This is a genomic window from Rhodococcus sp. MEB041 (assembly GCF_030208955.1).
GTDB lineage: Bacteria > Actinomycetota > Actinomycetes > Mycobacteriales > Mycobacteriaceae > Rhodococcoides.
The window spans coordinates 84,410-105,290 of record NZ_JARVSZ010000004.1 but is presented as its reverse complement, the minus strand read 5'-3'; the positions used below and the strand labels follow the sequence as shown (position 1 = coordinate 105,290).

At 69.3% G+C, this 20,881-nt stretch carries 20 protein-coding genes; 5 read left to right on the top strand and 15 right to left on the bottom strand.

What is annotated here, in order from left to right; all coding sequences use genetic code 11:
• The first annotated feature begins 18 nt into the window (after nt 1-18).
• Nucleotides 19-630 (top strand): DUF998 domain-containing protein, encoded by a 612-nt coding sequence (locus QRN16_RS12465; protein ID WP_285187120.1) that lies wholly within the window; start codon nt 19-21, stop codon nt 628-630.
• A 157-nt stretch (nt 631-787) separates the two neighbouring features.
• Here the strand turns inward: QRN16_RS12465 and QRN16_RS12460 are convergent, their stop codons facing one another.
• Genes QRN16_RS12460 through ssd form a run of 7 tightly spaced genes read right to left on the bottom strand, consistent with a single transcriptional unit; the run spans nt 788 to nt 5,299 of the window.
• A complete protein-coding gene (locus QRN16_RS12460) occupies nt 788-1,132 on the bottom strand; it encodes an Rv3654c family TadE-like protein (protein WP_222650616.1) in 345 nt (114 codons plus the stop codon).
• Nucleotides 1,125-1,430: a TadE family type IV pilus minor pilin gene (locus QRN16_RS12455; RefSeq protein ID WP_285187117.1), complete on the bottom strand. Its 306-nt coding sequence runs from the start codon at nt 1,428-1,430 to the stop codon at nt 1,125-1,127. The genes QRN16_RS12460 and QRN16_RS12455 overlap by 8 nt, the downstream gene beginning before the upstream one ends.
• Before the next feature lie 35 nt (nt 1,431-1,465).
• On the bottom strand, nt 1,466-1,666 hold the full coding sequence (locus QRN16_RS12450; RefSeq protein ID WP_027506707.1) for a DUF4244 domain-containing protein: 201 nt from the start codon (nt 1,664-1,666) through the stop codon (nt 1,466-1,468).
• A gap of 57 nt (nt 1,667-1,723) precedes the next feature.
• On the bottom strand, nt 1,724-2,293 hold the full coding sequence (locus QRN16_RS12445) for a type II secretion system F family protein (RefSeq protein WP_027506706.1): 570 nt from the start codon (nt 2,291-2,293) through the stop codon (nt 1,724-1,726).
• Nucleotides 2,290-3,063 (bottom strand): type II secretion system F family protein, encoded by a 774-nt coding sequence (locus tag QRN16_RS12440; protein WP_285187576.1) that lies wholly within the window; start codon nt 3,061-3,063, stop codon nt 2,290-2,292. The genes QRN16_RS12445 and QRN16_RS12440 overlap by 4 nt, the downstream gene beginning before the upstream one ends.
• Entirely contained in the window at nt 3,063-4,244 is a 1,182-nt protein-coding gene (locus QRN16_RS12435; protein ID WP_285187113.1) for a TadA family conjugal transfer-associated ATPase, read from the bottom strand. Before QRN16_RS12435 ends, QRN16_RS12440 begins: the two co-directional genes overlap by 1 nt.
• Nucleotides 4,241-5,299, bottom strand: a complete 1,059-nt coding sequence (gene ssd / locus QRN16_RS12430) for a septum site-determining protein Ssd (RefSeq protein WP_285187112.1) — start codon at nt 5,297-5,299, stop codon at nt 4,241-4,243. The genes QRN16_RS12435 and ssd overlap by 4 nt, the downstream gene beginning before the upstream one ends.
• Before the next feature lie 338 nt (nt 5,300-5,637).
• On the opposite strand from ssd, the gene QRN16_RS12425 reads away from it, so the two are divergent.
• A complete protein-coding gene (locus QRN16_RS12425) occupies nt 5,638-6,453 on the top strand; it encodes an HAD-IB family hydrolase (RefSeq protein WP_027506702.1) in 816 nt (271 codons plus the stop codon).
• A 376-nt stretch (nt 6,454-6,829) separates the two neighbouring features.
• Here the strand turns inward: QRN16_RS12425 and QRN16_RS12420 are convergent, their stop codons facing one another.
• The 5 genes from QRN16_RS12420 to QRN16_RS12400 all read right to left on the bottom strand — a co-directional run bounded on the left by QRN16_RS12420 (nt 6,830) and on the right by QRN16_RS12400 (nt 12,856).
• Entirely contained in the window at nt 6,830-7,582 is a 753-nt protein-coding gene (locus tag QRN16_RS12420; protein ID WP_285187109.1) for an oxidoreductase, read from the bottom strand.
• A 21-nt stretch (nt 7,583-7,603) separates the two neighbouring features.
• Nucleotides 7,604-9,292 carry an ABC transporter ATP-binding protein gene (locus QRN16_RS12415; RefSeq protein ID WP_502944000.1) on the bottom strand — a complete coding sequence of 563 codons (1,689 nt, stop codon included), beginning with the start codon at nt 9,290-9,292 and terminating at the stop codon, nt 7,604-7,606.
• Nucleotides 9,293-9,297: 5 nt separating this feature from the next.
• Nucleotides 9,298-10,224 (bottom strand): ABC transporter permease, encoded by a 927-nt coding sequence (locus QRN16_RS12410; RefSeq protein ID WP_222650610.1) that lies wholly within the window; start codon nt 10,222-10,224, stop codon nt 9,298-9,300.
• Between the two features lie 5 nt (nt 10,225-10,229).
• On the bottom strand, nt 10,230-11,153 hold the full coding sequence (locus tag QRN16_RS12405; protein WP_222650609.1) for an ABC transporter permease: 924 nt from the start codon (nt 11,151-11,153) through the stop codon (nt 10,230-10,232).
• A gap of 86 nt (nt 11,154-11,239) precedes the next feature.
• Nucleotides 11,240-12,856: a peptide ABC transporter substrate-binding protein gene (locus QRN16_RS12400; RefSeq protein WP_350310212.1), complete on the bottom strand. Its 1,617-nt coding sequence runs from the start codon at nt 12,854-12,856 to the stop codon at nt 11,240-11,242.
• Between the two features lie 429 nt (nt 12,857-13,285).
• On the opposite strand from QRN16_RS12400, the gene acs reads away from it, so the two are divergent.
• The gene (acs, locus tag QRN16_RS12395; RefSeq protein ID WP_222633336.1) at nt 13,286-15,253 is read left to right on the top strand and encodes an acetate--CoA ligase; all 1,968 of its coding nucleotides are present in this window, start codon (nt 13,286-13,288) and stop codon (nt 15,251-15,253) included.
• A gap of 69 nt (nt 15,254-15,322) precedes the next feature.
• Here the strand turns inward: acs and QRN16_RS12390 are convergent, their stop codons facing one another.
• Nucleotides 15,323-16,615 carry an MFS transporter gene (locus QRN16_RS12390; RefSeq protein ID WP_222628740.1) on the bottom strand — a complete coding sequence of 431 codons (1,293 nt, stop codon included), beginning with the start codon at nt 16,613-16,615 and terminating at the stop codon, nt 15,323-15,325.
• A gap of 356 nt (nt 16,616-16,971) precedes the next feature.
• On the opposite strand from QRN16_RS12390, the gene QRN16_RS12385 reads away from it, so the two are divergent.
• Both QRN16_RS12385 and QRN16_RS12380 read left to right on the top strand, forming a co-directional pair.
• Nucleotides 16,972-17,502 (top strand): phage holin family protein, encoded by a 531-nt coding sequence (locus QRN16_RS12385; RefSeq protein WP_056443376.1) that lies wholly within the window; start codon nt 16,972-16,974, stop codon nt 17,500-17,502.
• Nucleotides 17,503-17,526: 24 nt separating this feature from the next.
• On the top strand, nt 17,527-18,501 hold the full coding sequence (locus QRN16_RS12380; protein WP_222638941.1) for an alpha/beta fold hydrolase: 975 nt from the start codon (nt 17,527-17,529) through the stop codon (nt 18,499-18,501).
• On the opposite strand, the gene QRN16_RS12375 is transcribed toward QRN16_RS12380, so the two are convergent.
• Both QRN16_RS12375 and QRN16_RS12370 read right to left on the bottom strand, forming a co-directional pair.
• A complete protein-coding gene (locus tag QRN16_RS12375) occupies nt 18,489-19,514 on the bottom strand; it encodes an Rv1355c family protein (protein ID WP_285187095.1) in 1,026 nt (341 codons plus the stop codon). The genes QRN16_RS12380 and QRN16_RS12375 overlap by 13 nt on opposite strands.
• A 16-nt stretch (nt 19,515-19,530) precedes the next feature.
• Entirely contained in the window at nt 19,531-20,658 is a 1,128-nt protein-coding gene (locus QRN16_RS12370) for a GGDEF domain-containing protein (protein ID WP_155957104.1), read from the bottom strand.
• Between the last annotated feature and the right edge of the window lie 223 nt (nt 20,659-20,881).

Genomic DNA, 20,881 nt, shown 5'->3' with positions numbered 1-20,881 from the left:
GGTGTCTACCGTCGTGTCATGACCCTGCGTCGGAGCGTCGCCTCCTTGTGGATCGCCACAGTCCTCTACTGGCCGATGCAGGTGATCGTCTCGCGTTCCTGGACCACCCCGTACAGCTGGCGTGACGACGTCATCAGCGCCCTCGGTGCGGCGACGTGCACCGACTACTGCTCGCCCGATCACGTCGTCATGAACGCGACGTTCGTGGCCGTGGGCGGCGCCACCGCAGCGGGCGCGGCGCTCCTGGTACGTCCCTCGGTGGGCATCGCACGGACGGGGTGGATCCTCGTGGCGCTCTCCGGTCTCGCGACGTGCGCCGTCGGGTTCCTCCCGATGGACGTCGCACCGGTCCCCCACACCGTCGCGGCGCAGGTGCACTTCGGCCTGCAGCTCGCCGGAATGCTGTGTGTCGCAGGATCCGTCGGTCGAGTGGCTTCGCGATTCACCTACGCCTGCAGCGCGATCGCCGTGGTGGGCGGCATCGCCTTCCTCAGCCCCGGGAAGTGGGGACTGGGCTCGGGTGTCACCGAGCGGCTCGCCCTCGACACCCTGAACGTGTGGACCATCGGCATGGGCATGCTCCTGCTCGCGCGATCGTGGAATCCAGGCCCCGGAATCCGGGGTCTATAGTCCACGATCACCTAGGCACCAGTTGCGTGTCTCTGTGAGGCGGGCTGCTGCACGAGCCGCCATGGCCGCCAGCGCGAAGACCGGCCGCCCCGTCGCACCGGAAGTACGCAGGCTCGCCGAGTCGCGCTGACCGACATACCGAGGTGCTGGTCCACGATCACTCCTCCACCGGCCCCGCCCGCGCAGAGGCCACCGCGTCCCTCTCCCCGAAGCGCAGCAGCGCGATCCGCACTCGCACCCGGACCTGCACGTCCCACTCCTCCACCGCGCATCCGTCCAGCACCGCATCCATCCGCGCAGCCGACGCCGTCGCCGCCGCGCACCCCGCCTCGGACCCCGACGTCAGTGCGGCGGCACCCGCCAACGCGGCGAGGTCCGCCGCCGACTGCGCCTGATGACGGGCCGAGACGGCGGCACCCACCGAGACCACCGCCGCGGTCACCACCACCAGCGCCGCCGTGACGAACGCCCCCACCACGGTCGCCGAACCGCGGTCATCCACCCGTCGGCTCCGCCGTCGCCACCGCACTCGCCGACACCGTCAACCCGGGCAGCGGCGACGACGCCTCCACCCGCACCGTCACCAGATCGCCGACGCGCGACACCGTCACCCGCGCACCGGGCGGGGCCACCGCCGTCGCCGACGTCACCGCGCTCTCGTCTCCGAGCGCCGAGAGCCGGGCACCCTCCCGCGCCGCGTCGATGCACCGGATGTGCTCGGTGACGGTGACCAGCGCACCGAGGCACAACACCAGGACGGCGACGATCGACGAGATCGCCAGCGCCGCCTCGACCGTCACCGCCCCGCTGTCGCCCGTGAGACCCGAGTCCCCCGTCAGACCTGCGTCTGCAGAGCCTTGTCGATGATCGACGTCAGCGCGGTCACGATGCTGTCGCCCGTCACCACCGTGTAGAGCACGGCACCGAACGCCGCCGCCGCGATGGTGCCGATGGCGTACTCGGCCGTCGACATCCCGTCGTCCTCCCGCGCCACCATCAGGATGCGCGCGCCCACCTCGGTCAGGAACTTGCTCATGTTCTCCCCCTTCGTGTTCCGAGGAGGACGTTCCCCCTCGGCGTTCTCGGGCGGGGGTCACATCACCCCGCCGTTCAGGACGGACCCGGCCAGCCCGATCACCACGGGCACGATGCCGAGGCAGACGAACGCGGGCAGGAAGCACAGCCCCAGCGGTCCGCTCACCATCACTCCGGCGCGTTCGCCCGCGGCAGCGGCGGCATCGTCGGCCCGCACGCGCAGATCGGCTGCCGCCTCGGCGGTCGCGTCGGCCATCGAGGTTCCCGACCGCGCCGAGCGGAGGATGACGCGTGCCACCGACTCGGTGTCGGGATGCGCCGCCAGCGCCGACCAGGCTGCATCGGGATCCGCTCCGAGAGTGAGCAACTGGGCGGCGCGGCGCAGCGCCGACGCCATGGGTTCGGGCGCGACGGAGGACACCGCCGAGGATGCGCTGCCGATGTCGAGTCCCCCACGGAGACAGGCGGACAGCAGGTCCAACGCGCCCGCGGTGGCGTGGTGGTCCGTCGGCGCCACCCCCACCGATGCGGAGCCGTTCGCGCCCGGCACCCGGAGCCGGGCGCGCACACCGACGGCGGGCGGGAGCGCGAGCACCGCGGCGGCGAGGAGCACGAGGGTGATCGTCACGGTGCCACCTTCGCGACGATGGCGTCGGTCCAGAGCAGCCCGGCGCAGGCGAGGGCCACTCCGACGACCAGCATGATGCCGCCGGCGCCGCCTCCGGTGAGAACCGCGAGGGGCGCTGCGCCCATGGCCTGGCCGAGCAGGACGCCGACGGCGGGCAGCGCGGCGAGGACCATCGCCGTGGCGCGCGGGCCGGCCATGGACGCCTCGATGCGCCGGGCCGAGCGTCCGCGATCGCGCAGATCGGAGCGCACCGCGTCGAGCAGTGCCGCGAGACCCAGCCCGTGCACCTCGGCCACGCGCCACACGGCACCCACCCGGTCCCACGCCGGCCCGCGTCCGCCGACACGCACGGCATCCGACATCGTGCCGCCCAGTTCCGCACGGGCCGCGGCCGCCGCGAAGACCGTGCCGACCGGTCCGGGGTGCTCACGCGCAGCGGTGCGGCAGGCTGTGGCCGGGTGGGCTCCCACGCGGAGTTCGGCCACCACCGTCTCGAGCGCCGCCGCCAGGGTGTCCCCCGCGCGGCGACGGTCCGCCCGCACGGCGCCTCGGGTGCGCCGCAGGGCGACGGTTCCCAGCACGACGGCCACCGCAGCGCCCGCCGCGGCACCGAGGCCCAGCGCTGCCGCACCTGCCGCCACAGGTATCCAGGCACGCGCCGGCACTCGCACGGACACGAGCGAGCGTCGGCGCACCGGTCCGAGGCGCCGGCGCGCGTCCGTGCAGGGCAGCACCAGCAGAGCCGCCGCGAGACAGGCCGCCGCGAGCATCACGTGGACCCCTCCCGCCGGCGCAGGATCGCGGTGAGAGCGTCGAGTCCTGGACCTCGTGCCCGCGTTCGCGACCAGGCGTCGACCACGGTGCACAGCCCGCGGTCGTCCCGTTCGAGCACGCCGATGGACGACAGCACACGCTGCCCGCTCGGCGTGCGGGCGGTGTGCAGCACCACCTGCACCGCGGCGGCGAACTGGCTGTGCAACGCCGCCCGGTCCATGCCACCGAGGGCCGCCAGCGCTTCGAGTCGTGCGGGTACCTCGTCGGGCGAGTTGGCGTGCACGGTGCCCGCGCCGCCGTCGTGTCCGGTGTTGAGCGCGGTGAGCAGGTCCACGACCTCGGCACCGCGGACCTCGCCCACCACGATGCGATCGGGACGCATGCGCAGGGCCTGACGCACCAGATCGCGCACCCCCACCTGGCCCACTCCCTCCACGTTGGCGGGCCGGGCGACGAGCCGCACCACGTGGGGGTGCGAGGGCGCCAGTTCGGCGGCATCCTCGACACAGATGATGCGCTCGGCCGCGTCCACCTCGCCGAGGAGTGCCGCCAGCAATGTCGTCTTGCCGGTTCCTGTGCCACCGACCACGAGGAAGGCCAGGCGTCCGGACACGATGCGGCGCAACAGATCCTCGGCGCCGTCGGCGAACGCGCCGGTCGCGGCGAGCGCTGCCAGACCCTGCGTCGCGGGACGGAGCACGCGGAGCGACAGGCACGTCCCGCCCTGCGCCACCGGCGCGAGAACGGCGTGCAGTCGCACTCCGAACGACCCGGGATCGATTCCGGGCAGACGACCGTCCACCCACGGCTGCGCATCGTCGAGCCGCCGCCCGGCCGACAGCGCCAGCCGCTGGGCGAGGCGGCGCACGGCGGCCTCGTCCCCGAACCCGACGCCGGCTCGCCGCAGACCCTGTCCCCGGTCCACCCACACGTCGTCGGGTCCGGTGACCAACACGTCGGTCACGCCGGGCTCGCGCAGGACGGCGTCGAGCACGCCGGCACCGCGAAACTCGGTGTCCAGGAGATGCAGTGCGCGCAGCAGATCCGCGTCACCGAGCACGCCGCCCGCCTCGGCCCGGAGCGCCTCCGCGATGAGGGCGGGCGTCGGATCCCGGTCGGCGTCGACGAGGCGCACCCGGACGCGATCGAGCAGATCCGTCGACACCCATCCCGTCATGTCGTGGGCGCCGAGGTGAGCAGCGCCAGGACGTCGCCGGCAGCTCGCGCCAGGGGAGATCGGCGGCCGAGGACCAGTCCACGCCCGTCGAGCATCGCGGCGAGTCGACGCTCGGGGCGCACGGAGGCGAGCAGGGGAAGACCCACCACGTCGGCCACCTCCGCGGCCGTCAGTCCGGACGGCGCGGGACCGCGGACCACCACTCCCACGTTGGCCGATGTCGAGGTGATCGACCGGGCGAGACACTGCGCCGCCGCGGCCGACCGCACCGTCGCCGGGACCAGCACGACCACCAGATCTGCCGCCTGCACGGACATCTCGTGAATGGGGCCTGCGCGCGGTACGTCGCACACGACGACCTCGCCCGCCGTGACTCCGGCGTCGACGACGGCGCGCCAGGCCGCTGCCGTGATGGTGTTCGTCTGCTCGCGCCGGGTCGAGAGCACCGCCAGATCGCCGCGCCCGGGCAGCGCGTGATGCAGTGCGTCGGCCGTGACGGTTCCGCCGTCGATCACCAGTTCCGGCCAGCGCAGGCCCGGTGTGCCGTCGAGTCCCGTGACGAGGTCCATCCCGCCGCCCGCCGCGTCTCCGTCCATCAACACGGTGCGCCCGGACCGGGACGCGACGACGGCCGATGCCGCGGCGAACACGGACGCACCGGCGCCGCCGCAACCGCCCACCACCGTCACGACCACACCGCCACCGACGGGGACGCGTGCGGCCGCGGACAGCACCCCCATGAGATCGGCCTCCTGCGCCGGCAGCGCGAGCACACGGGAGGTGCCGAGCCGCGACGCGCTCTGCCAGGCCTCGACGTCCGCCGGTCCGTCGGTCACGACGACGACACCGGGATGCCTCGGAAGGTGTTCCTGCACTGCTCGTTCGGCAGCTGCCGTTCCCAGCACGACGATGTCCGAGGACTGCCACAGCGCACGGTCCGGCAGCGCGCCGAGGTGCGACGACTCCCGACCCGCGGCGGCGGCGATGCGCCGGACGCGATCGGAGAGTGCGGTGTCGGGCACGATCACCAGGAGTGCTGAATCGAGGTCGGTCACGCCGTCGATCGTGCGGCGTCCGCGGTCGGTCCGCCAGAGCGGCGAGCCGAACCTGTGGACAACTCGGTACCCGGGGACGGCGCCTGCACCAGCGTGGAGAAGGTGCTACCGCACCGGAAGTAGGGGACGACCCCCGCCAGGGGGGGAGGAGGCGGGGGTCGTCGGAGTTCAGCCCCGGGGGGTCGGGCTGAACACGCCCGGTTCGAGACCGGGTAGTCGAAATCTTACACCGCCGACCACCCGCACCGACACGGACGACCGTCGGTCCGTGGCGCCGTCGAAGCAGGTGGAGACCCCGTGACCCGCGATCCACCTCCGGGCACCCTTAGGCTGACGGGGTGAGCACACCCCTCCGCCCGGACGCCCCCGGCCGCGTCGCCGCGTTCTTCGATCTGGACAAGACGATCATCGCCAAGTCCTCGACGCTGGCCTTCAGCAAGCCCTTCTTCGACGGGGGTCTCATCAACCGCCGGAGCGTGCTCAAGAGCAGCTACGCGCAGTTCCTGTTCCTGGTGTCGGGCGCGGATCACGACCAGATGGAACGGATGCGCATCCACATCGCCAACATGTGTACCGGCTGGGACGTCGAGCAGGTCCGAGCCATCGTCGCCGAGACGCTGCACGACATCGTCGATCCGCTGGTCTTCGCCGAGGCTGCCGACCTCATCGCCGACCACAAGCTGCGCGGCCACGACGTCGTCATCGTCTCGGCCTCCGGCGAGGAGGTCGTGGCGCCCATCGCGGAGGCTCTGGGCGTGGACCACGACATGGGTACCCGGATGGCCGTCGAGGACGGCAAGTACACGGGCGAGCTCTCGTTCTACTGCTACGGGCCCGGCAAGGTCACCGCCATGGAGGAGTTGGCCGAGCGCGAGGGATACGACCTGTCTCGGTCCTACGCCTACTCGGACTCGATCACCGATCTGCCGATGCTCGACGCGGTCGGACATCCCACCGCGGTGAACCCGGATCGAGGCCTGCGCCGCGAGGCGTCGGCCAGGGGATGGCCGATCCTCACGTTCTCCGACCCGGTCTCGCTGCGTGCCCGGTTCCAGGCCCCGTCGTCGGGCACGGTGGCCGGCATGGCCGCCGTCTCGTTCGGCGCCCTGGCCGCGGGCGCCGCGACGTACACGCTGCTGCGTCGGCGACGCTGAATCGATCGGGTTCGCGAAACCCTTGCTGTGGCGCGAGTCACAGAGTACAAATGGTCGTACGGGAAGACGGAAGGCCAAGAGCGGGCCGGAAGAGAAGGATCGCTCTCCCAGCCGGGCTTTCCCCAGCACGACCGATCAGTACCCACGCGTAGCGCGCCGCTATGATGGCACAAGCGTTGTGGGCCTGCGAAAGTCGCGCATCAGGGATGAGAACTTCGCACTGGTTGCGGACACGAGTCCCGGGCGCACGATTTCTCGCCGAGGCCTCGCGGAGTCCGCTCCGCCGCAACCCACTCTGCACGCCTGGTAACCGACGTTCGTGCTGACGGGCGACGTCGTCGAGGTGAGAACTCGGCAGCGTCGCCCGTTTCATGCGTCAGACAGAGTTGTCCGCGATGGTGGTCGCCTCGGCTGCTCCGGCCTCGAAGGTGCCGCAGCACAACAGCACCCAGCTCCCCACGCCCTGCTCGGTGCCGCGGGCGAAACCGTCGGCGCCGGTGCGGTACGCGGCGAGCCGCTTCGCCCAACTGATCTCCGGGACACCGAGATTGTGGGGGTCGAAGCCCGTGGACACGGCCACCAGCCGCGAGGCCGCCCGGGCCACGATGCCGTCGGCCGTGCCGAACGGCTTCAGCGCCAACAGTTCTCCGTGCACCACGGCGGCCAGCACCGGGGCGGGCGCCTTCGTGGCGCCGGTCACGAGATCCGCCAGGAACGCCAGGCGGTCGGCTGCGTCCGCACGGGGTCGTCCGAGATCGTCCTGTGTCGTCGCCAGGTCCGCGGCGGCCAGGAGGTGCAGCCGCGCGAGTGCCTGCAGCGGCGCCCGCTGCCAGACGCCCACCATGATCGGCAGGGAGTCGTCGTCGAGAGCCTGGGCCACCCGCAGCGCGCCGGCGAGCAGGGGCGGAGCGGCCTCACCGTCCTCGGGCATCGCCGTGGAGGAACCCTCCATCGCGGCGGAGGCCCGCGCGGCCCGGACCGCCGCCTCGGCTGCCGTCGCCTTCCATCCGCGCCGGTTGGCCTTGTGCCGGTGCACCTCGCCCAACGCGTTCCGCGCCCGCTCGGCGGCGTCGCGCACCCCCTCGAGCTCCAGGATCGGGCCGAGGGGATCTGTGGCTGAGCTGGTCATCCGGTCAGGCTATCGGTGGTCCTACGTCGCGGCGGATCCGGCGTTCCGCTCGGCAGCCGTCAACTCGGCACGCTCGCGGCGCCGGACGGCCTGCTGCTCCGGGTCCGGAACGGGCACCGCGGCGAGCAGCCGCTTCGTGTACGGGTCGGCCGGCGAGCGCAGGATGGTGTCGGTCCGATCGAACTCCACCAGCTTGCCCGCACTCATGACCGCGATGCGGCGAGCCAGCACCTCGACCACGGCGAGGTCGTGGCTGATGAACAGGCATGCGAAGCCGTACTCCCGCTGCAGCTCCTGGAAGAGCTCGAGCACCTTGGCCTGTACGGACACGTCGAGCGCGGACGTCGGCTCGTCCGCGACGAGGAGGGTGGGTTCGAGAGCCAGGGCGCGGGCGATGCCGACACGCTGGCGCTGACCACCCGACAGCTGATGCGGGTAGCGGTTGCGCATGTCCCGCGACAGGTGCACCTGATCGAGCAACTCCTCGATCTTGGTGTTGCGCTGACCACGGTCCATCTCGGTGTGCAGCAGCATCGGCTCGCCGATCGACTGGCCGATGGGCCACCGCGGGTTCAGCGACGAACCCGGATCCTGGAACACGATGCCGACCTTGCTGCGCACCGGACGCAGGTCGCGGGTCGACATCGACGTGATGTCCGTTCCGGCGATGGACAACGACCCCGAATGCAGCTTGAGCAGGCCGACGGCTGCCTTGCCGATGGTCGACTTGCCCGATCCGGACTCACCGACCAGACCGACCACCTCGCCCGGCTCGATGGTGAGGCTGACACCGTCGACCGCGCGGAAGCCACCCGAGCGACGCGAACCCGGGTACTCGATGACGGCGTCGACGAGTTCGAGCGCGTACCGCACGTCGGGGGTGTCGTCGGTGCCCGCCTGCCCGGTCCGGGAACCGAGGTGGGGCACGGAGGCCAGGAGTTCGCGGGTGTAGGCGTGATCGGGACGATGGAAGATGTCGCCGGAGGTGCCCTGCTCGACGATGTCGCCACCGCGCATGACGAGGATGCGGTCGGCCATGTCGGCGACCACACCCATGTCGTGGGTGATGAGCAGGATCGCCGCGTCGACCCGACCGCGGAGGTCGCGCATGAGCTGCAGGATCTCGGCCTGCACGGTCACGTCGAGTGCCGTGGTCGGCTCGTCCGCGATGAGCACGGACGGCTCGGATGCCAACGCCTGGGCGATCATCGCGCGCTGGCGCTGGCCACCGGACAACTGGTGGGGGTAGTACTTGACGCGCTTCTCCGGCTCCGGCATCTCGACGAGCCGCAGCAGCTCGATGACACGGTCCTTGGCCTGCGCCTTGCTGAGCTCGCTGTGCGCGCGGATGGCCTCGGTGATCTGCCACCCGATGGTGTAGACGGGGTTCAGAGCCGTCATCGGCTCCTGGAAGATCACGGCGATGTCCTTGCCGCGCACCGAGTTCAGCTCACGTTCCTTCAAGCCGATCAGTTCGCGACCGTTGAGCGTGATGCTGCCACTCACGCGGGCGTTGTCGGCCAGCAGGCCGGGCACCGCCATGGCGGTGGTGGACTTACCCGAGCCCGATTCGCCGACGATGGCGAGGATTTCACCGCGAGCGAGGTCGAACGAGACGTTCCGTACGGCTGTACGCCACGTCTTGTCGACTTCGAAGTCGATCGTCAGATCCGAGACTCCGAGAATCGGGCCGGTCTTGTCGTCACTCATGTCCGTCAGCTCCGTTTCGGGTCGAGCGCATCTCGCAGCGCATCGCCCATGAGGATGAAGGCCAGCACGGTCACCGACAGGAACCCTGCGGGGAAGAGCACCAGGTGCGGCGAGGTGGAGATGTAGTTCTGGCCGAGGTTGATCTGCAGGCCCCACGAGATCGCCGGCAACTGCAGCCCGATACCCAGGTAGGACAGCGTGGCCTCGGCCGCGATGAACGTGCCGACGGCGATGGTCGCGTACACGAGCACGGGTGCGAGGGCGTTGGGCAGGATGTGGCGGACCAGGATGCGGAACGTACTCGCGCCCAGTGCCTGTGCGGCCTGCACGTACTCGCTCTGCTTGATCGAGATGACCGACGAGCGGACCAGTCGCATGGCCGTCATCCACCCGAAGGCGATGAGGGCCAGCGCCACCGTGGTGACGGTCCGCTCACTGGTGACGGTGAGCAGGACCAGCGCGCCGAGCAGGAGCGGGATGCCGAAGAAGATGTCGGTGAAGCGGGCGAGCAGGCTGTCGAGCACGCCGCCGAAGTACCCGGCGAGCGCGCCGATCAGGACGCCGATGATCAGCACGCCGATGACGGCGAGCAGTCCGATGGTCAGCGAGATGCGGGCGCCGTAGATGACGTTGGCGTAGTAGTCGCATCCCTGCAGGTCCGTTCCGAACCAGTGCTCGGAGCTCGGAGAGAGCCGGGTGTCCGACAAGGTGCACGCACGCGGATCGATGCCGCGCGCGAACAGCTGGGGCACGACGGCCATCAGGACGAGGACCCCCGTGATGACGGCACCGAACCAGAAGAAGACGCTGCGGCGCAGCTTCTTCCACGCGTTGCCCCAGAGACTGGCCTGGCCGACCAGTTCCTGTGCCTCACCGGTCACGACGTTGCCCGGCTCGCCCTCGGCGGCGAGATGCTGTGCATCGTTGGTCATAGCGCCTACTCGTATCGGATTCGGGGGTCGAGGAGCGCGTAGAGCACGTCCACGACGAGGTTGAAGAAGATGTAGAAGAAGACCATCAGCGTGACGATGCCGACGACCACCGCGCCTTCCTGCCTCTGCACGGCGTCGAAGATCGCACGTCCGAGGCCCGGCAGGTTGAACACCGACTCGGTGACGATGGCGCCGCCCAGCAAGGAGCCGATGTCCGCGCCGATGAACGTCACGACGGGAATCATGCTGTTGCGCAGCGCGTGACGCAGGACGATGCGCCGGTAGCCCACGCCCTTGGCACGCGCGGTGCGGATGTAGTCGGCCGCCATGGACTCCGACACCGCAGAGCGCGTGAGTCGCGCGACGTAGGCCATGGACAACGACGCCAGGACCAGGCCGGGCAGCAGGTAGCTGTACCACCCGTCGTTGATGCCCGCGATGGGGAACAGGTCCAGCTTGTAACCGAGCAGGTACTGGGCGACGAAGCCGAAGACGAACACGGGAACCGACACCAGCAGCGTCGTCGACACCAGCACGAGGTTGTCGAAGAACGAGTTGCGGCGCAGACCGGAGAGCACGCCGGCCGCGATGCCGATGACGGCCTCGAAGACGATGGCCACGATGGTCAGCCGCACCGTCACCGGAAGACGCTGGGAGATGGTGTCGAGCACCGGGCGCCCGGCGAAGTCGGTGCCGAAGTCGCCCTGCAGCAGCCCGCCGACATATTTGGCGTACTGCACCAGGAACGGATCGTCGAGGTTGTACTGCGCACGCAACTGCGCGACGACGGCCGGGGCGAGCGGGCGGTCACCCGCGAGCGCGCGGATGGGATCGCCCGGAAGGGCGTACACCATCGCGAAGATCAGGAACGAGGCGCCGATCAGGACCGGGATGGTCAACAGCAATCGGCGCGTGATGAAGCGACCCACTGGGTTCTCCTCTTCGGGGTCTCACGGTTCACGCGTCGGTGGGGCGCCCTGCGTCTGCACGGCGCCCCACCGAGTCGAGAGTGAGGTCAGCTGACCGTGACGTCCGCGACCTCGATGTCACCGAACAGGTCGATCTTGACGTTGTCGACCCGCTCGCTCCACACGGCCTGGTTCAGACCGTAGAAGAGCGGAGTGGCCGGCAGGTCGCGGATGAGGATGTCCTCGGCCCGCTGGTACTCCGTCGTCGCCTCGCCCGTGCTCGCCGCATTGTTGCCCGCGGAGAGGGCTGCGTCGAAGTCCGGGTTGTTGTAGAACACGTAGTTCGAGCCGGCAGGCGGCGTCGCCGGGATGCTGTACAGCGGCGACAGGAAGTTGTACAGCGACGGGTAGTCCATGATCCAGCCCGAACGGAACGGGCCGGTCATGCCCTTCGAGTCCTGCAGCGGAAGGTACTGAGCGAACTGCAGGTCACCGCGGAGCACGTAGTCGACCCCGAGGTTGGTGCGCAGCTGGTTGCCGATGGCGGTCATCCAGGTGTCGTGTGCCGCACCGGCGTTGAACCACAGGTCGACGGGCTGTGACCGGTCGAAGCCGGCCTGATCGAGCAGCGCATTGGCCTGATCGACGTTCAGCTCGCACTTGGCGCCGCAGGCGTCGTCCCGGTAACCGTCGACGACGGGCGAACCGAAGGAGGTGGCCGGCGTACGAGTGTTGGTGAAGATGGCCTCGGTGATGGCCTTACGATCGATTGCCATCGAGAACGCCTCGCGCACACGGGGATCCGAGAAACGCGGGTCGTACGTCGGGAATCCGAGCGACGTGATGTCCGGGCGAGCTCGTTCGCCGTACCGGTCACCGAACTGATCGCGGGCGGTGGCCCAGGCGTCCGACGGCAGGTCCAGCATGATGTCGAGACCACCGGCCTGAACGTCCGTGTAGCCGGTGCTCAACTCGGTGTAGACCTTGAACTGCACGCCCTGCGCCTGTGCTGCGTCCGGGCCCTTGTAATCGTCGTACTTGGTGAGGGTGATGCCCTGGCCCTCGACGAAGTCCTCGTCGGCCTTGAACGGGCCGTTGCCGATGGGACGACGACCGAAGGCGTCGGGATCGGTGAAGAACGCTTCGGGCAGCGGCGAGAACGCGCTGTAGCCCAGCGTCACCGGGTAGATCGCGAACGGCTCCTTCAGCTCCACGCGAATGGTGCTGTCGTCGACCGCTTCCAGGCCGGACATCGCGGTCGCGGAAGGCTCCGCACCGTCCGCCGCCTGCAGGTCGTCGTAGCCGACGACGTTCTCGAAGAAGTACGAGGCACCGAAGGCGTTGGTGCTCAGCGCGGTGTAGTTCCACGCGTCGACGTAGGACTTCGCGTTGACAGGCGTGCCGTCGTGGAACGTCCAGTCCGGCTTGAGCTTGATCGTCCAATTCTTCTGGTCGTCCGACTCGACCGACTCGGCGACGCCGTCGTACTCGACCTCGCTGGTCTCGTCGTTGTAGGTGACCAGCGGGCTGAACAGGGCCTTGAGGACCTGGTTGCCTTCGCTCTCGGTGGTGTTACCGGGAACGAGCGGGTTCTCGGGCTGGCCGATGTACAGGCTGTAGGTGCCCTCGGCGCTCGAGGACCCACCCCCGCCACCACACGCCGCGAGCATGCCCACGGCGGCGATGGCCACCGAGACCACCGCGATCGTCTTCTTGACTCTCAACATGTCCTCCATCGAATCCGGCACGAACAGGGTCGACTGCACGCACCGTCCGCGGGTGGTCCGCGGGTGTCGGGTGGGCCACGGGCGATGACCGGCGTGACCCGGATATTTGCTTGACTTTAGACACACTCACAAAGGTCTGTCGTGCACTCCCCCGAAATCGGAACGACCCGGGTCCGCCCCGAAATACGGACGTAACCTGACAGGACTGGACCTCACCGGTCAGACAGCCTGATGAGAGGCGATTTTGGTGTCTCGTCACCATCCATCGCTGCTGCACACCGCCCGTCGCGCAGAACGCACCTCTCGCCGCACGTCCCGGGTCGCAGCCCTCTGCAACGGTGCGGCGCCGGTCACACGTGACTACCCTCACAGTCGCGACACACCGAACCGACACACCAGCTTTTCCGAGAGGGGCCAGGTACCACGATGACCGAGACCGTGACCGACGACGGCGCGACCAGGGACACGGAATCGGAGCACCCGGTGTCCTATCCCCCGAGTGACGACTTCGTCGCGCAGGCCAACGCCGGATCCGAGCTCTACCAGGCGGCGAAGGACGATCGCCTCGCGTTCTGGGCCGAGCAGGCGAACCGGTTGCACTGGCACACGCCGTTCGAGCAGGTGCTCGACTGGTCGGACGCCCCCGTCGCGAAGTGGTTCGTCGGCGGTGAACTGAACGTCGCCTACAACTGCGTCGACCGGCACGTGGTCGAGGGCCGCGGCGACCAGGTGGCGATCCACTGGGAGGGCGAGCCCGGGGACAGCCGCGAGATCACCTACTCCGACCTCCTCGCCGAGGTCAGCCGCGCCGCGAACGCCTTCACCGATCTCGGGCTCGTCTCGGGTGACCGCGTCGCCATCTACATGCCCATGGTCCCCGAGGCCATCGTCTCGATGCTCGCGTGCGCCCGCCTCGGACTGACCCACAGCGTCGTCTTCGCAGGCTTCTCGTCCTCCGCACTGCGCTCGCGCATCGACGACGCCGAGGCCAAGCTCGTCGTCACCACCGACGGCCAGTGGCGCCGCGGCAAGGCCGCGCCGCTCAAGGACTCGGTCGACGAGGCCGTGGACGGCGCCGCGTCGATCGAGCACGTACTGGTGGTCAAGCGCACCGACATCGACGTGCAGTGGACCGAGGGCCGCGACCTCTGGTGGCACGACACCGTCGGGTCCGCCTCCCCCGAGCACGAGGCGCAGGCGTTCGACTCCGAGCACCCGCTCTTCATCCTCTACACCTCGGGAACCACGGGTAAGCCGAAGGGCATCATCCACACCTCCGGCGGCTACCTGACGCAGACCGCCTACACGCACCACTACGTCTTCGACCACAAGCAGGGCAAGGACGTCTACTGGTGCACGGCCGACATCGGCTGGGTCACCGGGCACAGCTACATCGTCTACGGCCCGCTGGCCAACGGCGCCACGCAGGTGGTCTACGAGGGCACGCCCAACTCTCCCGACGAGCACCGGCACTGGAACATCGTCGAGAAGTACGGCGTCACCATCTACTACACGGCGCCCACGCTCGTGCGCACGTTCATGAAGTGGGGACGACAGATCCCCGACGCACACGACCTCTCCTCGATCCGCCTGCTCGGCAGCGTCGGCGAACCCATCAACCCCGAGGCGTGGCGCTGGTTCCGCGACGTCATCGGCGCCGGCAGCGCCCCGATCGTCGACACCTGGTGGCAGACCGAGACCGGCGCGATCATGGTCTCGCCGCTGCCCGGCGTCACCGCCACCAAGCCGGGATCGGCCCAGACACCGCTCCCCGGCATCTCGGCAGCCATCGTGGACGACGACGCGAAGATGCTCGGGCCCGGCGGCAACGGGTACCTCGTACTCGACGAGCCGTGGCCGTCGATGCTGCGTGGCATCTGGGGCGACATGGAGCGCTACAAGGACACCTACTGGTCCCGCTACGCCACCGAGGGTTGGTACTTCGCCGGTGACGGTGCGCGCTTCGACGACGACGGCGACCTCTGGGTCCTCGGACGCGTCGACGACGTCATGAACGTCTCCGGTCACCGCATCTCCACCTCCGAGGTGGAGTCGGCTCTGGTGACCCACCCCGGTGTCGCCGAGGCAGCCGTCGTGGGCGCGGCGGACGAGACCACCGGCCAGGGCATCGTCGCCTTCGTCATCCTGCGCGAGGGCATCGAGAACACCGGCGACGCGCTGATCACCGAGCTGAAGGCTCAGGTGTCGAAGGAGATCTCGCCGATCGCCAAGCCGCGACAGATCACGGTGGTCCCGGAGCTCCCCAAGACGCGCAGCGGAAAGATCATGCGCCGCCTGCTCCGCGACGTCGCCGAGGGCCGGGATCTGGGCGACACCTCGACCCTCGTCGATCCCGCCGTCTTCGACGCGATCGCCAAGGCCGGCCAGAAGTAACCACGCGTCACGCAGAGAGAGGGGCTCGTGCACCGAGTGCACGAGCCCCTCTCTGCTGTCGGTAGTCCGTCAGGACACGGTGTCGAGATCGCGTCCGCGCGTCTCCTTCATGACGACGAGTGCGAACAGCGTCAGTGCCGCGGCGACGGCCAGGTACACGCCCACCCACGCGACGCCGTAGGAGTTCACCAGCCAGGTCGCGATGAACGGCGCCACGGCCGCTCCCAGGATGCTGGCCGTGTTGTAGGAAATACCCGATCCGGTGTAGCGCACGTTGGTCGGGAACAGCTCCGGTAGAACAGCACTCATCGGTCCGAAGGTCAGACCCATCAGCGCCAGGCCGACGCACATGAACAGCAGCATGCGGCTCTCGGTGGCGGACTCGGGAGCAGCGAACCACTTGAACGACAGGCCGAACAGGATGATCGCGGTCGTGATCACGATCAGTGTGATGCGGCGGCCGAACCGATCCGCGAGCCAGCCGGAGACCGGGACGAACGCGGCGAAGAACAACACCGAGATGAGCTGCAGGCCCAGGAAGTCCGTGTAGGCGATGGTCACGGCGACACCGCTGTGATCGACCACCTTGCCGGTGCCGTAGCTGACCACCCACGTCGTCATGACGTAGAACAGCGTGTACGTCGCGAGCATGACGAACGTGCCGAGGATCAGCGGACGCCAGCTGGTCTTGAAGACCTCCGCCACCGGCGTCTTGACGCGCTGGCCGTTGGCCACGGCGCGCTTGAACACCGGTGTCTCCTCGAGCTTGAGTCGCACGTAGAGGCCGATGATCACCATGATCGCGCTCAGCAGGAAGGGCACACGCCATCCCCACGTGAGGAAGGCGTGGTCCGATCCGGACGTCTTGGAGTCGTAGTCCATCGACAACGTCAGGATGAGGAAGATCCCGTTGGCCATCAGGAAGCCGATGGGGGCACCGAGCTGCGGCCACATCGCGGCCCAGGCCCGCTTGCCCTCCTTGGCGGTCTCGGTGGCGAGCAGTGCAGCGCCCGACCACTCGCCGCCCAGGCCGACACCCTGCGTGAAACGCATGAGCGCCAACAACATCGGGGCGATGATGCCCACGCTGTCGTACGTCGGCAGCAGTCCGATGAGGAAGGTCGCGACGCCCATGGTGAGCAGGGACCCGACCAGGGTCGCCTTCCGGCCGATGCGGTCACCGAAGTGTCCGAACAGCACCGAACCGATGGGCCGCGCGACGAAGGCGAGGCCGAACGTCGCGAACGACGCGAGCAGGGCCGTCGTGTCGTTGCCCGCGGGGAAGAACAGTCGGGGGAAGACGAGGACGGCGGCGGTGGCATAGATGTAGAAGTCGAAGAACTCGATGGAGGTTCCGACCATCGAGGCGATCACGATGCGACTGCGAGGTACGCCGTCCACTGCATCGAGAGCGGAGTCCGGACCGGCGATGTTCGAACCGTCGGGGTTCGGAACGCGGTCCGCGGAAGTGCTTGTCACGGGTTTCTCCTGTTGGGAGGCGGGTTCGTCAGCAGGAAGTTACCCGACGCATCGTGACGTGAGGGCCGATACCGGCCACTCGGTTCGTGAGTGCTCACCACGCGGGGACCGACGTCCGGCGGGACCGGCCCCGTCCGGCGGCGATAGTGTGAGCCCCGAACGGGTAAGGACATAGGGTTGGCCGGTATCGCCGGACGAACACTGTCGAGCGCGACGAACATCTTCGAAGGGACTTGCACGTGAGCAGCAGCCGAGGCACCGACACGAGCGGTCGGACGACCGCTCCGGCCAGTATCTCCTCGATCCCGCTGACGGATGTCGACAGTCGCAGCAACCCCGCCACGGCCAGCATCGGCACCCTGGTCAAGGACGCGACGACACAGGTCTCCACGTTGGTCCGCGCCGAGGTCGAACTGGCCAAGGCCGAGGTGACCGGCGAGATCAAGAAGGGCCTGCAGGGCAGCGTCCTCTTCATCCTCGCGCTCGCGGTCCTGATCTTCAGCTCGTTCTTCTTCTTCTTCTTCCTCGCCGAGCTGCTCAACGTGTGGGTCACGCGGTGGCTCGCGTTCCTCATCGTCTTCCTGATCATGGTGGTCATCACGGCGCTGCTCGCGTTCCTCGGCTACCTCCGGGTGAAGAAGCTGCGCAAGCCCGAGAAGACCATCGACTCGCTGAAGGCGGCCTCCTCGGTGCTGCCGGGCCAGGGCGACGGCGCATCGCCGAAGAAGCAGCTGGACGCGCTCGACGTGCGCGCCCCGCTCTCGCGCTGACACCGCGCCCGCGTACCGACGACAGTGGCCGCACCCGACCCGTCGACCGTCCGATATCCCGGCCCGTGGCAGCACCGCGACATCCGCGCCAACGGCATCCGGTTCCACATCGCCGAGGCGGACACCTCGGCGTCCGCCGACCCGGGACGCCCTGATCCGAGTCGGCCGGCGCCGCTGGTCGTTCTCGTCCACGGCTTCGCCGACCTCTGGTGGTCGTGGCGCCACCAGCTGACCGCTCTCGGCGCCGCCGGTTATCACGCCGTGGCAGTGGATCTGCGGGGCTACGGCGACAGCGACAAGCCGCCTCGCGGCTACGACGGCTGGACCCTCGCCGGTGACATCTCCGGCCTCGTTCGCGCGCTCGGACACTCCGAGGCGGATCTCGTCGGGCACGCCGACGGCGGACTCGTGTGCTGGGCGACCGCAGCGCTGCACCCTCGCGCTGTTCGCTCGATCTCGCTGCTCGCCTCACCGCATCCGATCTCGTTGCGACGGGCCGCGATCCGGGACTCGGCGCAACGCGCGGCGCTGCTGCCGTCGTTCCTGCGCTACCAGGTTCCGCTCGCACCCGAAAAGACGCTCGTCGCCGACGACGGTGCCGAGGTGGAGCGACTCGTCCGTGCCCGGTCGTCCGCGCAGTGGCAGTCGTCCACGGAGTTCGGCGACGTCGTGTCGAGGATGCGGTCGGCCGTCCGCATCCCCGGTGTCGCACACAGCACGTTGGAGTATCAGCGCTGGGCGTTCCGCAGCCAGTTCCGTTCCGACGGTCGCCGCTTCCGCGCCGCGATCGACCGGACCGTCGATCTACCGGCGCTGCAGATCCTGGGATCTGCCGACCCGTACGTCCTGCCGACAACGGCGCGCCGCGACTCCCACTGGGCACCGCAGCTCGTGGAGCATCGCGTGACGGGATCGGGGCACTACGTGCACCAGGAACGCCCGGACGAGGTCACCGACGTTCTGCTGCGCCATCTCCGAGCGAGCGGTCAGCCCCTGTAGGGGTCGACGAGGGTGCTCTCGATGATCGCCTCGAGACCGACACGGACGCGTCCCGACGGAGGCGGTGTCCCGCGCCCGAACAACCGCACCACAGCGGCCACCGACGCGCCGCCCAGAGCCACGTCACTCCCCAACTGCGGCCACGTCGACAATGTCGTACCGATGTCCGGCAACGATGCCGCCATGCGCGGCGTGATGCGCTCCATCTCGAGGATGCGCCCCGCCAGTGGCGCCTTCTCCCGCGGCGTCATCCCCGCGACCGCCGCGGCGTCGACGTCGCCGAGCAAACCGTGGAAGTACGGTCGGTCGGGCTCGAGGTCGTAGCGCTCGATGTCGAGCACGCCCCCGTCGCTGGTCTCCATGATCACGGGAATCCCGCGGCGACGGCACTCCTGCCGCACCAACACCTTCGCGTCGATCGAGTCGCACTCCTCGACGACGATGTCGAGGTCGGCGAGAAAGGCGTCCGTGGTCGCCTCGTCGATCCCGGTCGGGAACGTCGTCACCTCGAGGTACGGATCCAGTTCGGCGATGCGGCGAGCCGCCAGCACCGCCTTGTTGACGCCGAGGTCGAACACCGACGCGGGCACACGGTTGAGGTTCGACAGGTCCAGATCGTCGAAGTCGGCCAACCGGAGCTCGCCGCACAGCCCTTCGAGAGCGAGGGTGTGCGCCACCGCGTGGCCGACGCTCAGACCCACGACGCCGACGCGCAGGCGCCGCGCTGCATTCTGCTCGTCCACGGTGATCTTGTTGCGGTTCCGGTCCAGGCGCAGCAACCGGAACCCGCGCGGACCGAGCACCCGCACGAGCGAGCGACGCCAGGGGTAGTGCACCCACCGGGTCGGCTCGTCCAGCAGCTCGGACGACGGAGTGGGCAGCAGTGCGTCGAGCGACTGGAGCTGCTCGGCGGTGGTGTCCAGGATCGCGTCGTCCCCGATCTCGGACATCAGTCGATCGAGAACCTCGTGATCGCCGAGGTCGGTCGGATCCAGGACGCGGTGCTCGCTCATGCTCACTCCTCTGCCGTCACGGGAGGGGTTCCGTCTTGTCGCGGCGCTGCACCGGCGTCAGGGTCGGTGACCACCGGACGACGTCCTCCATCGCGAATGCCACTCGATCGCGGCCCGCCGTCTTCGCCGCGTACAGCGCGCGGTCGGCCGCGTAGGTCAGTCGGTCGAGGGTGGCCTCGACGTCGTTACCGCCCCTCTCGTCGAACACCACGTTCGCCTGCGCCACTCCGATGCTGACGGTGACGTCGCACGCGGAGCGGACGCTCTCGAGCACCTTCTCCTCGAGCCCCGCGACGGACTTGCTGAGGCCGAGCACCAGGAACTCCTCCCCGCCCAGCCGGGCGACCACCGCGTCCTCGGGAACGTAGGCGGCGATCGCCTCGGCGACCGTGGTGAGCACGACGTCACCGGCCGCGTGACCGCGAGTGTCGTTGACGGACTTGAAGTGATCGACGTCGACGAGCGAGACGACGATGGCGTCGGACTTCTCCGATGCCTCCGCGAGCATGGCGCTCACCCGCGGCAACATGCCGCGGCGGTTGAGCAGGCCGGTGAGCGGATCGGTGTTCGCCAGGGTCTCGAGGCGGGCTGTCACCGATTCGAGCGAGCTGCGCATGGTGGCGATCAACACCGCCGGCACCACTACGGTGGTGACCGCGGCGCCGGCCGCGACGAACCGCACCGCGCCCTCGGAGCCGTTGATGCTCAGTGCCGTCGCCATGATCACCGCGGCGCCGGTGAGCGAGATCGTGACCTTGGGCGGCGATCCGGACGCCGCGATGGCGGGCACGACGGCCAGCATCGCCGTGACCGCGCGCGACCCCGACGGATCGGCGATCAGATAGGCGGAGATGGCGACGCCGACCATGCCACCCGACCCCAGCACCGTGAACTGCCGGTCGGACAGACGACCGGCACGCAGGGTGATGCCCACGGTGACCACGGTGAACGCGACGATGACGGCCAGGAGCGGCAGCGTGCCCGGCCGCAGGAACGTGGGCTGGAGAATCGCGATGACGAGCAGGGGCAGCGCCCCCGAGGCACTTGCCATGACCGCCTTCGACCGCGTGTCGAAGTAGTTGCCGGCCGCCGTCAGCTGCCGACCGCCGCGGCGGCCCATCCTCGCCTCGTCTCCCGTCGTCACCGTCACCCGTCACATCCCGTGTCCGCGCGCCGCAGACCGTCGGATGATTCCCCGGGAACCGTCGGACCAATCGGACGCACGTCGCGCGCCCCTCGAACAACCCGTGTCGTGATCACCACGTCACGGCGTCGACGTACCCCCATCGATGCTCCCCCCGTCGAGCCGGGGACGCGGAGTACGTCGTCTCCTCGCCACCTTCGTGATCACGGTACGCGGTGCGGGC

Bases quoted from the DNA above. Each gene is read 5' to 3' on its own strand.
- QRN16_RS12440 (WP_285187576.1), bottom strand. From the start codon at position 3,063: ATGCTCGCGGCGGCCTGTCTCGCGGCGGCTCTGCTGGTGCTGCCCTGC.
- QRN16_RS12410 (WP_222650610.1), bottom strand. From the start codon at position 10,224: ATGACCAACGATGCACAGCATCTCGCCGCCGAGGGCGAGCCGGGCAAC.
- QRN16_RS12390 (WP_222628740.1), bottom strand. From the start codon at position 16,615: ATGGTCGGAACCTCCATCGAGTTCTTCGACTTCTACATCTATGCCACC.
- QRN16_RS12415 (WP_502944000.1), bottom strand. From the start codon at position 9,292: ATGAGTGACGACAAGACCGGCCCGATTCTCGGAGTCTCGGATCTGACG.
- QRN16_RS12420 (WP_285187109.1), bottom strand. From the start codon at position 7,582: ATGACCAGCTCAGCCACAGATCCCCTCGGCCCGATCCTGGAGCTCGAG.
- acs (WP_222633336.1), top strand. From the start codon at position 13,286: ATGACCGAGACCGTGACCGACGACGGCGCGACCAGGGACACGGAATCG.
- QRN16_RS12375 (WP_285187095.1), bottom strand. From the start codon at position 19,514: ATGAGCGAGCACCGCGTCCTGGATCCGACCGACCTCGGCGATCACGAG.
- QRN16_RS12465 (WP_285187120.1), top strand. From the start codon at position 19: ATGACCCTGCGTCGGAGCGTCGCCTCCTTGTGGATCGCCACAGTCCTC.
- QRN16_RS12450 (WP_027506707.1), bottom strand. From the start codon at position 1,666: ATGAGCAAGTTCCTGACCGAGGTGGGCGCGCGCATCCTGATGGTGGCG.
- QRN16_RS12435 (WP_285187113.1), bottom strand. From the start codon at position 4,244: ATGACGGGATGGGTGTCGACGGATCTGCTCGATCGCGTCCGGGTGCGC.